General features: G+C 41.1%; 9 protein-coding genes. All 9 read left to right on the top strand.

Annotated features, from left to right (window positions below; genetic code table 11):
- Positions 1-724: 724 nt before the first annotated feature.
- The 9 genes from FBQ94_RS13710 to FBQ94_RS13670 all read left to right on the top strand — a co-directional run bounded on the left by FBQ94_RS13710 (position 725) and on the right by FBQ94_RS13670 (position 13,930).
- Positions 725-2,884, top strand: coding sequence for a bi-domain-containing oxidoreductase (locus FBQ94_RS13710; protein WP_007222698.1), 2,160 nt, complete (start codon positions 725-727; stop codon positions 2,882-2,884).
- 103 nt (positions 2,885-2,987) lie between these two features.
- Positions 2,988-4,886, top strand: coding sequence for an asparagine synthase (glutamine-hydrolyzing) (asnB, locus tag FBQ94_RS13705; protein WP_040544448.1), 1,899 nt, complete (start codon positions 2,988-2,990; stop codon positions 4,884-4,886).
- Positions 4,883-6,196, top strand: a complete 1,314-nt coding sequence (locus FBQ94_RS13700; RefSeq protein WP_007222696.1) for a flippase — start codon at positions 4,883-4,885, stop codon at positions 6,194-6,196. Before asnB ends, FBQ94_RS13700 begins: the two co-directional genes overlap by 4 nt.
- Positions 6,193-7,026 carry a class I SAM-dependent methyltransferase gene (locus tag FBQ94_RS13695; RefSeq protein ID WP_007222695.1) on the top strand — a complete coding sequence of 278 codons (834 nt, stop codon included), beginning with the start codon at positions 6,193-6,195 and terminating at the stop codon, positions 7,024-7,026. The genes FBQ94_RS13700 and FBQ94_RS13695 overlap by 4 nt, the downstream gene beginning before the upstream one ends.
- Positions 7,027-7,182: 156 nt before the next feature.
- Entirely contained in the window at positions 7,183-8,004 is an 822-nt protein-coding gene (locus FBQ94_RS13690; protein ID WP_007222694.1) for a class I SAM-dependent methyltransferase, read from the top strand.
- Positions 8,001-8,813 (top strand): class I SAM-dependent methyltransferase, encoded by an 813-nt coding sequence (locus tag FBQ94_RS13685; RefSeq protein ID WP_007222693.1) that lies wholly within the window; start codon positions 8,001-8,003, stop codon positions 8,811-8,813. The genes FBQ94_RS13690 and FBQ94_RS13685 overlap by 4 nt, the downstream gene beginning before the upstream one ends.
- Before the next feature lie 17 nt (positions 8,814-8,830).
- Positions 8,831-10,435, top strand: coding sequence for a glycosyltransferase family 4 protein (locus FBQ94_RS13680; RefSeq protein WP_007222692.1), 1,605 nt, complete (start codon positions 8,831-8,833; stop codon positions 10,433-10,435).
- A complete protein-coding gene (locus FBQ94_RS13675; protein ID WP_007222691.1) occupies positions 10,425-12,761 on the top strand; it encodes an alginate lyase family protein in 2,337 nt (778 codons plus the stop codon). The genes FBQ94_RS13680 and FBQ94_RS13675 overlap by 11 nt, the downstream gene beginning before the upstream one ends.
- The gene (locus tag FBQ94_RS13670; RefSeq protein WP_051006221.1) at positions 12,758-13,930 is read left to right on the top strand and encodes a glycosyltransferase; all 1,173 of its coding nucleotides are present in this window, start codon (positions 12,758-12,760) and stop codon (positions 13,928-13,930) included. The genes FBQ94_RS13675 and FBQ94_RS13670 overlap by 4 nt, the downstream gene beginning before the upstream one ends.
- Positions 13,931-13,950: the final 20 nt, after the last annotated feature.

Here is a 13,950-nt window from a genome sequence, read left to right as displayed (position 1 = left end):
ATAAGGCAGGAACTTCTCCAACGGTGGATAATGCCTTGTTGAGAAGAGAGCAGGAAAGCCGTATGAGGGAAAACCTCACGTACGGTTTGACGAGAAGATGCTGGAAATAGGGTATGGTTGTGATCATGTGACACTCTCAGAGAAAACGGAGAGAAACGGGGAACACAAACCTCAGCCTGTTGCCACTACGCCAGTGTTTTACTCTACAACCCCTATATTTTGCATGGTCGATAGCTCATCGCGTTTTCATGGCTAAACACAGAGAGAAATATTCCAAATTGAGGGTTAAGATTATAAACCTGAACCTGCCTATGGGTATCGTCCCCATCTGCTTTTCCTGCCATCCCCACACAGCCTGTTCTTGTGGAAACGGGAGCTTTTCCTCACAAAACTTGTTCTCATGAAAAAGGGGAGTAGGAATCCAGTTTCCTTTGCTGTTTGCTTCCCTATGCTGGATTCCCGATAAAGACGTTCGGGAATGACAGGGAGAACCGCCGTAGATTATGCAAATCCAAAAATCGGTTTATGTGCAATTACAGGCGCCTATTTTTATGATATTACAACAACTATGCTTTTTCCCTTATTGACAAAGGGTTAGATGTCTGTTAGTATTTGCACCTACATAATTTGAACATACCCTGTAAAAATTCGAATATAAATACCTGTTGATTTTGGAAATGCTTTAATCCGTGTCAAATAAACGTAAAACATCCTATAATATACAATGAAACAAGTATTAATCAGGCAGGGACAGGTTGTAGTGGAAGAGATTCCAGTACCACAAGTTGAGTCTGGAACTGTACTTGTGCGGGTGAATTATTCCTGTATCTCTATCGGCACTGAAATGAGTGGCATCAAAGCAAGTGGTCTGCCACTCTGGAAAAAGGCGCTCAAACAACCTGAAAATGTAAAAAAAGCATTGCAGATGGTTGTAACACAGGGGCTTGCCCATACCCGTAACCTGGTTGATAGTAAACTCTCCGCAGGCCAGCCGACAGGGTATTCTGCTTCCGGTATTGTAATAGAAGCAGGCAGTGGAATTGATGATTTGCGGCCGGGTGACCGGGTTGCATGTGCCGGGGCTCAGTGTGCCCATCATGCGGAGTTCATCCGTGTTCCGGGAAATTTGACAGTTCCTGTACCGGAAAATGTAGATCTTGCTTTAGCGAGTACTGTTACCCTGGGAGCTATAGCCCTTCAGGGAGTACGCCGTGCCAGTCCGACATTGGGTGAAACATTCGTTGTTCTTGGTTTAGGTATTTTGGGGCAGCTTATTGTTCAGTTGCTCAAGGCCAATGGTTGCAGGGTTATAGGAACCGATCTTGATAGGGAACGTGTTAATCTGGCTAATAAGCTCGGTATGGATATAGGGATTCATCCTGACGAGGGCAATGATATTGAAGCGGTTGCGCGTTTCACTGATGGTATCGGCTCTGATGGTGTGATTATAGCGGCCTCTACATCTTCCGATAAAGTCATTTCAACAGCTTTTCAGATGTGCCGTAAAAAGGGACGCGTTGTATTAGTTGGCGACGTAGGACTAAACCTTACTCGGGCTGATTTTTATCAAAAAGAACTGGATTTTTTCATCTCAACTTCCTATGGGCCGGGTCGCTATGATTTTCTCTATGAGGAAAAAGGTTTAGACTATCCTGTGCCTTATGTACGCTGGACTGAGAATCGCAATATGTCGGAGTATCTCAGGTTGATTTCTGATAGAAAAGTCAAGGTAGATCCTCTCATTGCGGCTACTTATTCTATAGAACAGGCTGGGGAAGCTTATGAATCTCTAAAAGCTGAAGGGGCAAAGCCTCTTATGATACTGCTTTCCTATCCAAAATCAAAAGAAGATACTACTCCCATCCGTACTGTTCCAAATCCAACAGCAACTCCTGCAGGATCTCATCAGATCCGGATAGCAATTGCGGGGGCCGGTGATTTTGCCAGAGGTATGCACCTTCCCAATCTCCAGGCGCTATCAAGCTCTTACCATATACAGGCAATTATGAGCCGGACAGGCCATAACGCAGTCGCTACTGCAAAACAGTTTAATGTCAACTATGCTACTACGGATTATCAACAGATTCTTGATGATCCGGAGATTGATGCTGTTTTAATTGCTACCCGGCATAATCTTCATGCCATAATGGCTTTGAAGGCAATCCAGGCAGGCAAGCATGTGCTGCTAGAAAAGCCATTGGCGCTTACCAGGGACGAGCTAAAAGAAATCGAAAATTTCTATTTGTCATCTACCGGCCATCTCCTGCCGGTTTTAATGACGGGTTTTAATCGCCGTTTTTCCTGTCATATCCGCCGCATCTATGAAATAATCAAAAACCGGAGCAACCCGATGATATTGAATTACCGGATGAATGCAGGGTATATTCCTTTTAATCACTGGGTTCATACGGAAGAGGGTGGTGGCCGTAATTTAGGCGAGGCTTGCCATATTTATGATCTTTTTACCTATTTAACAGAAAGCAAAGTTACATCAGTGAGCGCAAAAGCCATCAAGCCTGCTCATAATTATTACCGTTGCAAGGATAATTTTATTGCAACAATAACCTTTGAAGAAGGCTCTGTTGCTACACTTACCTATACAGCTCTTGGAAGCAAAGAATATCCGAAAGAACAACTCGATATTTTTGTTGATGGAAAAGTTTTATCTCTCAATGATTACAAGGAACTTACGATAACTGGCTCTAAAGTGAAAGGAACTGAGACCAAAAGAATCGACAAGGGACAGAAAGATGAGCTTGAGGCCTTCGCCCTTGCTATTCAAAAAGGAGGAGAATGGCCTATTCCTCTCTGGCAGCAGGTGCAGGCAACAAACATAGCCTTTTTGGTAGAAGATGAGATTGGGAGTTGCTTTCTGCAAGGCTAAAGCCTTGCCCTACGTCGATACTGTTTTTTTCATGTGTAAGGGGCAGGTTTGAAACCTGCCCCCACTGTTTCATTTTAATTATACTATATCTGTTTCTCTCTAAATGTGTGGAATAGTAGGATCTTTCGTATTTCGAAATAGCGACTTTATTATTACAGAGCCGTATATCATCCGTATGCGGGATACTATGGTACACAGGGGGCCTGACGGTGCGGGTATATGGATTTCTGAAGACCGCAAGGTAGGACTTGGACATCGGCGCCTTTCTATCATTGATTTATCCCAGGCTGCTGCTCAACCTATGTGCAACGAAAACGGTACCCTGTGGGTATCTTTTAATGGTGAGATATATAACCATGCAGAGATACACTCTGAATTAAAAACAATCGGCGGTCATCATTGGAAGACAGATCATTCTGATACCGAGGTAATACTTCATGCCTTTGAACAATGGGGTATCAACTGTTTACATAAATTTCGTGGTATGTTTGCCATTGCCCTATGGGATGCAAAGAATCGGGAATTGTGGCTAATTCGCGACCGTATCGGTATTAAACCGTTATATTACAGTGTTCACAATAACCGTATTACCTTTGCCTCTGAAATCAAGTCATTATTAGAAGACCCTGATCAGAAGCGTGCAGTACATGAGGAATCCTTCTATCATTACCTCTCTTTTTTAACTACCCCCTCTCCCCAGACCTTATTTGATGGAATTAAGAAATTGTCTGGCGGTACATGGTTAAAGATAAGTGAAGACGGCCGGATCCAGGAACAACGCTATTGGGATGTATGGGATTATACGAAACCCTTAACGAACATCTCTGAAGATAAAATAGCTGGTATGATCCTCTCCGAGCTTCGTACTGCAGTAAAGTTGCGCAAAGTCAGTGACGTGCCGGTAGGCATTTTTCTCTCCGGTGGTATAGACTCCAGTACCAATGCCGCTCTGTTTTCTGAAGGAGAGGAAAGAACGGTAAAGACCTTTACCATTGGCTATGAGGGAGAATATCAGACGTATCAAAATGAACTCAACTATGCCCGCCGGATGGCCGGTGAAGTAAAGGCAGAATACCATGAGCGCTTACTGAATGTTGATGACCTTATGAACTTTCTGCCAGAGATGGTTTATCTGCAGGATGAGCCAATTGCTGATCCGGTTTGTGTGCCGGTTTATTACGTATCAAAACTAGCACGTGACAATGGCATCATTGTTTGTCAGGTTGGAGAAGGGGCTGATGAACTTTTTTGTGGTTACTCCGGTTGGATGACGGCACTCAAGCTGCAGCGTCTTGATGACCTGCCAGTGCCACGATTATTTAAGAAAATAGGACTTTCATGCTTACGCTTGCCAGGTAAGAATATGACTTCCTATTATGAATGGTTGCGTCGGGGTGCAGAGGGGGAGCCTATCTTCTGGGGTGGAGCGGAGGCGTTTACCGAAACGCAGAAAAGGCGACTGCTTTCTCCCCGGCTATGCAAAAAATTTATAAACTTTTCCTCATGGGAAGCCTTGAAACCAATCAGACGCCGTTTTGAAGAAAAAGCATGGGAGAAATCGCATCTCAACTGGATGACGTATCTTGATCTAAATCTGCGCCTTCCTGAGCTGCTATTGATGCGGGTGGATAAGATGACTATGGGGGTAAGTCTTGAGGGACGGGTACCTTTCCTGGACCATAAGTTTGTGGAGCTAGCCATGAGCATCCCTGAGGCAATAAAGACAAAAAACGGTACTTTAAAATATATACTCAAGAAAGCTGTGCGCGGCCTCATTCCTGATGAACTCATTGACCGCAAAAAACAGGGATTCGGTGTGCCGGTGTATGAGTGGTTCTTTGACAGGTTAGGAGAGCAAATTCGCAGAGAACTAAGCGATTTTTGCGACCAGACAGACTTTCTTGACCGTGTCGAGGTGATGCGCATGATTAATCAGGGTAACGGCCCTCAGGCGTGGTATCTGTTTAATCTTGCATTGTGGTGGAAGGAATACATTGTATGAGGACTAAGATATATGCCTTATTAACTGTGCAGAACGGCTCCTTCCATCAAACATTGTTTGATCTTTACAGGAGGTCTATTGCTTCCGATTTTATCCGAAAAGTGATGGAAACCTTTGCAGCTCAGGTGGTACAAGTATGCATTAGTTTACTTACTACTGTACTTGTGGCTAGGGCTCTTGGGCCTGAAGGAAGGGGGCTTTACGCTGTAGCGTCGGCCATAAGTGCCATGGGTGTGCAATTTGGCAATTTGGGTTTGCATGCTTCGAATACGTATTATGTTGCCAAAAACCGTGAACTCCTTCCTTCACTATTAGGCAATACAATAGCAGTTAGCTTTATATTCGGCAGCTTTGTGATAGGTCTGACGTGGCTGATATTTTTTCTATGGCCAACAATTCAACCTGTGCATGGTTTGTTGCTTATAATGGCATTGGCTTGGATTCCTTTTGGTCTTGCTCACATGTTAATGCAAAATCTCCTTCTTGGTATTCATAAAGTGCGTGCTTTTAATATAAGTGAGATAGTAACAAAAATTTTAGGAATTACCCTGATTGGATTAATAGTTATGTCTGGTAATGTAACGGTAGAGAAAATATTTCTCGCTGGATTTATTACCTTTTTTTTTACTTTACCCTGGATGTTATGGTGTTTAAAACCCTATATCGTATCTTTCCCTTTCCCATCATTTACGGTCTTCAAAGAAAACATTTTTTATGGGCTGAAAGCCTATTTGGGTGCTTTTTTTGCCTTCTTAGTGTTACGTGTAGATTTGTTGATGGTAAAACATATTTTAGGGGCACAGCAGGCTGGATACTATTCTATTGCCGTAACCATGACTAATGTGTTATTTATGTTGCCTGTTGCAATCGGAACTATTTTATTTCCAAAGTTGTCATCTCTATCAACTGAACTAGACAAATGGATTCTCGCAAAAAAAGTAGCACTGCTTGTGGGTGTCATGATGGTTGTTATAGCAGGATTAGCTACATTGTTAGCAGCGCCACTTGTGCGATTGTTATTTGGTATGGCTTTTTTGCCTGTAGTGATACCTTTTATTTGTTTGCTGCCAGGTATTGTTATGTTATCTATCAATTCAATTTACATGAACTACTTTGCGTCTATGGGGATGCCTCTTATTACGGTATACTCTCCTGCTATAGCAGCAATACTTAATATTCTACTCAATTTAAAGATAATACCCATATTTGGCGTTGTTGGGGCATCAATCGCATCTACAGTATCATATGGATTTATGCTTATTGCAAGTATTATCTATATTTTTTATGCCAGAAGAAATGTAGTATCATGAAATTAGTGACCTTCCAGGAGTTCAATGAAATATATCAAGAGTCTGTTCGCACTGTTTTTACGTATTGGACACCGCAAATGCAGATGGAAATTGCAACCCACTGCTATAGCTGGAGTCCAAATGTTTTCGATTTTCAAGGTTACTTACAGGCTTCGGCAATCCGCTTTTACAAAGCTTATTCAACATTTGCTGAAAACGGATGTGAACAGACAATCTGTGATATTGGAGGATTTTGGAGCGTCTTCCCAATAACACTGAGAAAATTAGGATTTGCGGTAACAATGACTGAATCTTTGCAATATTATAGTAATTCATTTAACAATTTATTTAAACATGCTGCCGATTGGGGAGTGACAGTCGTAAGCTATGATCCTTTTCAGGCAGGAGCAATTGTTCCTGGTTGTTTCGATGTGATTACAATTATGGCAGTTTTGGAACACTACCCTCACTCTTTAAAGACTTTTATGGACAATATTACTTCTATGCTAAATTCTAAAGGGATATTGTATATTGAGGTTCCCAATATTGCTTATTGGCCTAAAAGAATAAGCTTACTTTTTGGACGAACACCTCTTGTGCAACTCCAGGAAATTTATAAATCAAAAGTTCCTTTTATTGGTCATCATCACGAATTTACCATCGGAGAATTAAGAGATTTGGCAAAACTATCAAAACTTGCTATTGCTCAAGAATTATATTTCAATTACTCTGCGCAAAACAATTTTTTCCGGCGATTTATTGCTCAGCCTCTGGAAACTTTAATACAATTTGCTATACCTGATACAAGAGAAGTTTTAGCAATCGTTTGTCAACAATATACGAAATCATAATATTGTGGACAAAATCAAAGAAAACGCATTTGGCAGTCTCAAATGGTTGCGCCAGGTATTAACGTCCATCAACAAAAATGGCATGGTAGTGAAATATGGTTGTAGTAGAGGCTATTTGATTTTATTGCCATGAGCAAAAATCTTGTGGAGAGAATAATGGATACGAGAACTTTTAATGATCCAGAAGAATACAAAAAACAGGCACAGAAACATTGGATGTCTGCTCCATGTGGTTCCAACTATTCTGCTAAGGAATTGATGTCTAATGAATTTTTTGAGGAAGTCGAAAGACATCGTTACTGTACTCATCCATGGATACTTGAGAATATAAAAAGATTCGATCTGAAAGGTAAAAAAGTGTTGGAGATTGGTTTCGGTATGGGAACCGACCACCTTTCCTTAGCAAAACAAGGTGGTATTATGCACGGAGTTGACTTAACTCCACGAAATCTTGAAATTATCAGGAAAAGGTTTGAGATATATGGTCTCAAATCAGAACTTCTTGTTAGTGATGCTGAAAATTTACCCTATGATGATAATTTGTTCGACGTTGTATATTCGTTTGGAGTTATTCATCATTCACCAGATATACAGCGAATAATTTCTGAAATACATCGGGTATTAAGACCAGGCGGCAAATGCTGGGTAACGGTTTATCATAAAAATTCAATCTTTTTCTGGTGGTCTGTATTTCTGATAGACTGGGTTTTTAAAGGAGGGTTTCGGCGGGAAAGCTTAAAGGGACGACTGAGCAGAATTGAGTATCCAAATGACAACCCGAATATAGTAGTCCATCTTTATACAAGGAAAAAATTTGCTGCTATGTTCTCCATTGCTGGTTTTCGCAAGATTCAATCATCAATAAATCATTTAATTGCTGACGATATTGCTTCCCTGGGTAAATATATACCCAGGAAGATACTCGAAAGATTAGCAAAAAAGTTTGGCTGGTATGTAATTATTGAGGCAGTTAAGTGAAAGATGCAAAACTTACAAATATTATACCTAAAGAAAATATTTATGGGCATACCAAACGTCTGTTATGGATTCTTTCAAACATCAAAAAAAATGATACAATCATCGAGTTGGGCTGCGGAACCGGGTGTATGATCACTCTTCCTCTGGCGAAGTTAGATTATTCTATCATTGGTATTGATACGGATAAATCGAGTATTGAATTTGGACAAAGGGTTTTTAGCCAGGAAGGAACCAGTCCCGAGATACTAAAAGTTTCAAACATAGAGAAGCTGGACATTAATCCAGATATTATTATTGCTTCCGAAGTATTTGAGCATATGCCAGATAAGGATTTGGGTATTACTCTTACTAAAATTTACAATAAACTTATACCCAGGGGCAAATTACTTGTCACGGTTCCTAACGGATACGGTTGGTTTGAATTAGAGAGTTTTCTTTGGTTTAAGGTTGGAATTGGCAAACTTTTGGAGTGGACACAAGTGACCCGTGTGGCCAATAAAATTAAACATATAATAGTTGGCGCTGACTTCGAATCGCCATATTCTTCCACCCTTTCTGCCTCATCTCACGTACAACGTTTTACTTTTAAATCTATCCAGGAGTTGCTCCGGAAACATCATTTTAAAGTAGTTGCTATTTCGGGCTCTGTACTTTTCGCCGGACCCTTTAGTAATTTTTTATTTACTGGCATACGGCCAATTATGCAGTTAAATTGTGCACTGGTAAAATGGTTTCCCAGGCTGGCGTCTGGTTTTTTTGTCGAATGCCTGGCAGATACTGAAGGCTCTTTTTCCCACAGTGAAAACTAAAATTTGTCACGGAATTTATGCAAAAGATTACAATTCTTAAAGACGCAATTCAAAAACCTGAAGTATCTGACAATACTACAATCATTACATTTGATAAATTGAAAAGTTGGATTAAACAAGGCAAAATTGTTAAACATCTCTTTGGTTATCAGGAAGCAGAAATTTTAACATATCATCTGGCGATTATTCCCAAACCTTTTCAAACAGCAGTACTTCTTAAATTGTTAAGCAGAAATACCTGTCATTTCAGGGATGAACAAGGATTCCTCTGTGCAATTACGATTCGTTTTTTATCTCAACTTTTCTGGCAGTTAATAAAGGATTATAGACGGAAGCCTAAATTAATCCAGAAAGTTCATTGCGAAGTCGAAGACTTAATAAAACAGTCTACAGGAAAACCTCAGTCTTCACACAGGATTGATGTATTGGCAACGCCTGTTTATTTGCGCACTGATCTGTGGTTCGGCGTGCGTTCAGGAGGATCGGTAGGGCATATTGCAGGTGTTTTAAATAACGTAGACGAATTTGCTGACAAGCCTGTATTTTTGACAACCGATACAATTCCCACCGTCAGGACCGGGATAGAAACTCATGTAATTTTGCCGGACAACTCCTATTGGAATTTTAAAGAACTGCCAAGCTTTCAGTTTAATGAGGTCTTCGGCCAAAATGCGCGTAAGCTCTTGAATAATAAAAAATTATCCTTCATCTATCAGAGATATAGCATAAATAACTATTCAGGAGTCAAGCTGTCAACGTATTATCGTGTTCCCTTTGTGCTCGAATATAATGGCTCAGAAATATGGATAAATCGAAATTGGGGCAAACCTTTAAAATATGAATTTTTATCTGAACGCATCGAGATCCTTAATCTCAGAGCGGCTGATGTCGTGGTGGTGGTAAGTCAGCCGATGAAAGATGAACTGGTAGCAAGAGGAATCGGGGCGGATAAAATTTTGGTTAACCCCAATGGCGTCGATCCCAATAAATATTTTCCCAATGCAGATGGTTCGAAGATACTCAAACAATATAATCTTAACAGGAAAACAACCGTCGGTTTCATTGGTACCTTTGGCAGATGGCATGGCGCAGAGGTCCTGGCAGAGGCATTCGGGAGGCTTCTGCATGAATTTCCGGAGTATACGGATCAGGTACAGCTCTTCATGATCGGGGGTGGAGAAACCATGCCACAGGTTAAGAAGAACTTGCAGAAATATAACATCACCGATGCTTGTGTGTTTACGGGTCTGGTTCCCCAGGAGGAAGGGCCAGGTTATCTGGCTGTTTGTGATATTCTTGTCTCCCCGCATGTGCCGAATCCTGACGGCACGCCTTTCTTTGGTTCTCCTACAAAGTTGTTTGAGTATATGGCCATGGGAAAAGGAATTGTTGCATCTGACCTGGATCAAATTGGTGAAGTTCTTAAACATGGGCAAACTGCCTGGATGGTAAAACCAGGAGATCCAGAATCCCTGATGTATGGTTTAAAGTCGATGATTGATGATAACGAACTCCGGCAAAGGTTGGGAAATGCTGCCAGGCAAGAAGTAATCGCGAAATATACCTGGAAAGAACATACACGAAAAATTATTGAAAAATTGAAGGAACGCTGTGGACATTAAGCATTATCTGAGACGCGCTGTATCTCTGCCTCCACACATAATAATAAAGAAGATGTCAGACAAGATTTTCCGTAAAGTGGAGTTTGTCCGTCGGCGGCAACATGATATGAAACTCCCGACCTTTACGAAGGCATTGTCTTCTCATGATAAATTGGACAGTTTCTTTAAATGCGTTCCGGTGGAGTTATTATTACCTCACAAAGACTGGATTATTGCTGTAACCGAACACTACCTTGCCCACAGGTTTGACCTGCTTGGTTCAGGATGGGTACAGGTTAGGCATGGAATGAGATGCAGGGGGGTTGAAGGGCATGTGTATTATGCAGGCCGGGAGGTAACACCTGACAAAGACGGCCGCTGGCTTGAAGGTCGAATAAATAGGGCAAATGTAACAGAATCGAAGCGTATTTGGCGTTTCATAGACGGAGATTACAGTCCTATTAACTGGCATTTAGATTTCAAATCTGGCTATCTTTGGTCAGGAGATACCTGGTTTCAAGATATCCCGTATGGCCATGAGCCAGGCGTGGATATTAAAGTGCCCTGGGAGCTTGCCCGGATGCAGCATTTGGCACTTCTGGTTTGGGCTTATTCCCTGAGTAAAAATGGCAGGGAAGGTTTTCGTCAATATGATGTTTATCACCGTGAGTTTTGTAATCAAGTATTGGACTTTATTGCAACCAATCCTCCACGCTTTGGGGTAAACTGGCGATGTGCCATGGATGTCGGAATACGGGTATCAAACTGGCTGGTAGCATATGATTTATTCAAGGCACATGGCGCCGAATTTGACAGAGAATTTGACTCACTATTTTTAAAAAGTATCTATGAGCATGGCCTGCATATTGTAAATAATTTAGAATGGTATTCCCAATTACACGGGAATCATTATCTTGCAGATATCGTTGGACTCTTGTTTGTAGCAGCTTATCTGCCACGTACGCCCGAGACAGATGTTTGGTTGGCCTTTGCCGTGCAGGAGTTGGTAGAGGAGGTGGAATATCAATTCACATCTGATGGGGTAAATTTTGAGGCATCAACCAGCTACCACCGGCTTGCTGCTGAGATGGTAGTTTATGGAACAGCCTTGATAATGGCGCTGCCGTCTGAAAAACTAAGGGCTTTAAAAGACTACGATTACCGGCTCCACCATAGTATTCCTGAATTAAGACCTGCCCCAACGACACTGTATTCTTTAGAGGGGAGTGAAGAAAAGACCCCTTTTCCGGTAAGATATCTTGAAAAGCTTGAGAAAATGGCCGAATTTGCCATGCACATCACAATGCCCGATGGTCATGTCCCTCAAATTGGCGATAATGATAGTGGTCGTTTTTTAAAGCTCCAGCCAGTCTATCAAAGCATGACTGTTGCAGGAGCGAAGATGTGTTATAATAACCTGGATACGTACAATGTGCTCCCGGATGATACAGTCTATTGGTACGAAGACCATGCTGACCACCGGCATTTGGCCGCTGCTATAAACGGGATCTTTCAGCGACACGATTTTGCTGATTTTGCCACAGAGAAACAGCTCGAATACTCTATCGTAAAGTCATTGTGCAATAACGGGAAATTTTTTTCTTACCGTTCTAAAAAGAAGAATAATTATAAGGAACATGATACGTCGGATAATGGATTAGAGCTTTACACGTATCCCGGTTTTGGTCTCTATATCTACAAATCCAAATTTTTATATCTTGCAGTACGGTGCGGGCATATCGGCCAGAATGGAAATGGTGGCCACGCCCATAATGATCAGCTTTCCATCGAACTTGCAATACATGGGGTTCCCATTATTGTCGATCCAGGTACTTATCTGTACACCCCGATGCCAGAAAAACGTAATTTGTTCCGATCTACAACAATGCACAATACTCTATCGGTATCAGGAAAAGAGCAAAACACCTGGCACGAAGGTAGATCGGGTTTATTTGGAATGCTTGATCAGGCGAAGGCAAAAGTTGTTGAGATAAATACGCATAAATTTCTTGGTGAACACCGTGGTTTTGGCACTGTTCACAGGCGTTTGCTTGATATTCATGAACGGTATATTCATGGTTTTGATGAGTGCAATCTGAGTGAGAAAAAAACTGTCGTATTCCACATTGCGTCTGGGGTAAAAATTCATACGACACAGAGAGACAGCAGACTTGATTTACACTGTGGCAAGTTGAAAGTAAGGTTGTCTGCAGAAACAGGTGAGTGGTCAGTGCACGAGTCATTTCATTCTCCTGGATATGGGATAATACAAAATTGTCAGTTGGTAAAATTACAAAGTACTCAAAACAGTATTCGGTGGTTGGCAGAGATCATGGAGACAAAGTGAAACAGAGAAAGATTTTGATGATATGCAGTACTTACTGGAACTCGCCAATTCAGTTAGGAGACCATCATCTTGCTCGTAAATTTGCTCAGGCCCGGTGGGATGTAGCATACATTTCCAATCCTATTTCACCTTTTCACTTTTTTGCAGGAGTTACTTCCGATCTTCGTGACAGATTTAATACTTACCGGTCTGGTGGTATAAAGGATATGGACGGCCATATATGGAGTTATGTGCCTGGGACATTGTTTGCTCCTCAAAACAAACCATTTTTGCGGAGCAGGTGGATTTATAATTATTGGCAGAGATTGACTCTGCCCAATGTGGTAAAGGTTGTTTCTCAAAACGGCTTTACAGAAGTTGATGTCCTTTACTTTAGTGAGCCAAGACAGGCATTTTGGCTTGACGTCATTAAACACAAGATGTCTGTTTATCGTGTTGCTGATAAATATTCCAGTTTCCTGGTATACAATAGGGAGGTGCAGAAACTGGAACGATTATTGGCCAAATCTGTAGATTTAGTACTCTATACTGCAAAAAATCTCAAATGTTATGTTGATGATATGGGTCCAAAGCGCATTGTAAATTTACCGAACGGAGTCAATTTTTTTCACTTTGCCAATGGGAACAAACACATTCCTGATGAATATAAAAAAATCCAAAGACCCATTGTAATATATGTTGGTTCAATAGATTACTGGTTTGACTATGATGTCATTAACTATGCGACAAAAAGTTTACCAGAGGCGTCTTTTATTATCATTGGCCCTGATAAATTAGCACGGAAACAACTTATACCCCGGTCAAATTTATACCTGTTTGGAAAACGAAGCTACACCGAAATTCCCTCGTATCTTTACAATGCCGATGTGGGTATTATTCCCTTTAACATTGCAAGATATCCTGAACTCGTCAACAACATTAATCCACTGAAGCTTTATGAGTATATGGCTTGTGGTCTGCCAGTGGTTGCCACCGAATGGGAAGAGCTTAAAGAAATTAACAGTCCTGCAATATTATATCGTACCAAAGAAGAATTTGTGCAAAAGATTAAAGACGTCTTATTTACCAAGCCGGATAAGGCATCTTATATTAACTTTGCTGAAAAACAGGATTGGACGAAAAGATTTAAACTATTGGAAGATAACATTAATATGATACTATCTTCTTAAATTCAGCAACGATTGAGAAG

Origin of the sequence: Candidatus Jettenia sp. AMX1 (assembly GCF_030263775.1) — a bacterium.
Taxonomy (GTDB): Bacteria; Planctomycetota; Brocadiia; order Brocadiales; family Brocadiaceae; genus Jettenia; species Jettenia caeni.
Note: the sequence above shows the minus strand (reverse complement) of the source record. Positions and strands in the feature narration are given on the sequence as shown.

Bases quoted from the DNA above. Each gene is read 5' to 3' on its own strand.
- FBQ94_RS13690 (WP_007222694.1), top strand. From the start codon at position 7,183: ATGGATACGAGAACTTTTAATGATCCAGAAGAATACAAAAAACAGGCA.
- FBQ94_RS13710 (WP_007222698.1), top strand. From the start codon at position 725: ATGAAACAAGTATTAATCAGGCAGGGACAGGTTGTAGTGGAAGAGATT.
- FBQ94_RS13695 (WP_007222695.1), top strand. From the start codon at position 6,193: ATGAAATTAGTGACCTTCCAGGAGTTCAATGAAATATATCAAGAGTCT.
- FBQ94_RS13700 (WP_007222696.1), top strand. From the start codon at position 4,883: ATGAGGACTAAGATATATGCCTTATTAACTGTGCAGAACGGCTCCTTC.
- asnB (WP_040544448.1), top strand. From the start codon at position 2,988: ATGTGTGGAATAGTAGGATCTTTCGTATTTCGAAATAGCGACTTTATT.
- FBQ94_RS13680 (WP_007222692.1), top strand. From the start codon at position 8,831: ATGCAAAAGATTACAATTCTTAAAGACGCAATTCAAAAACCTGAAGTA.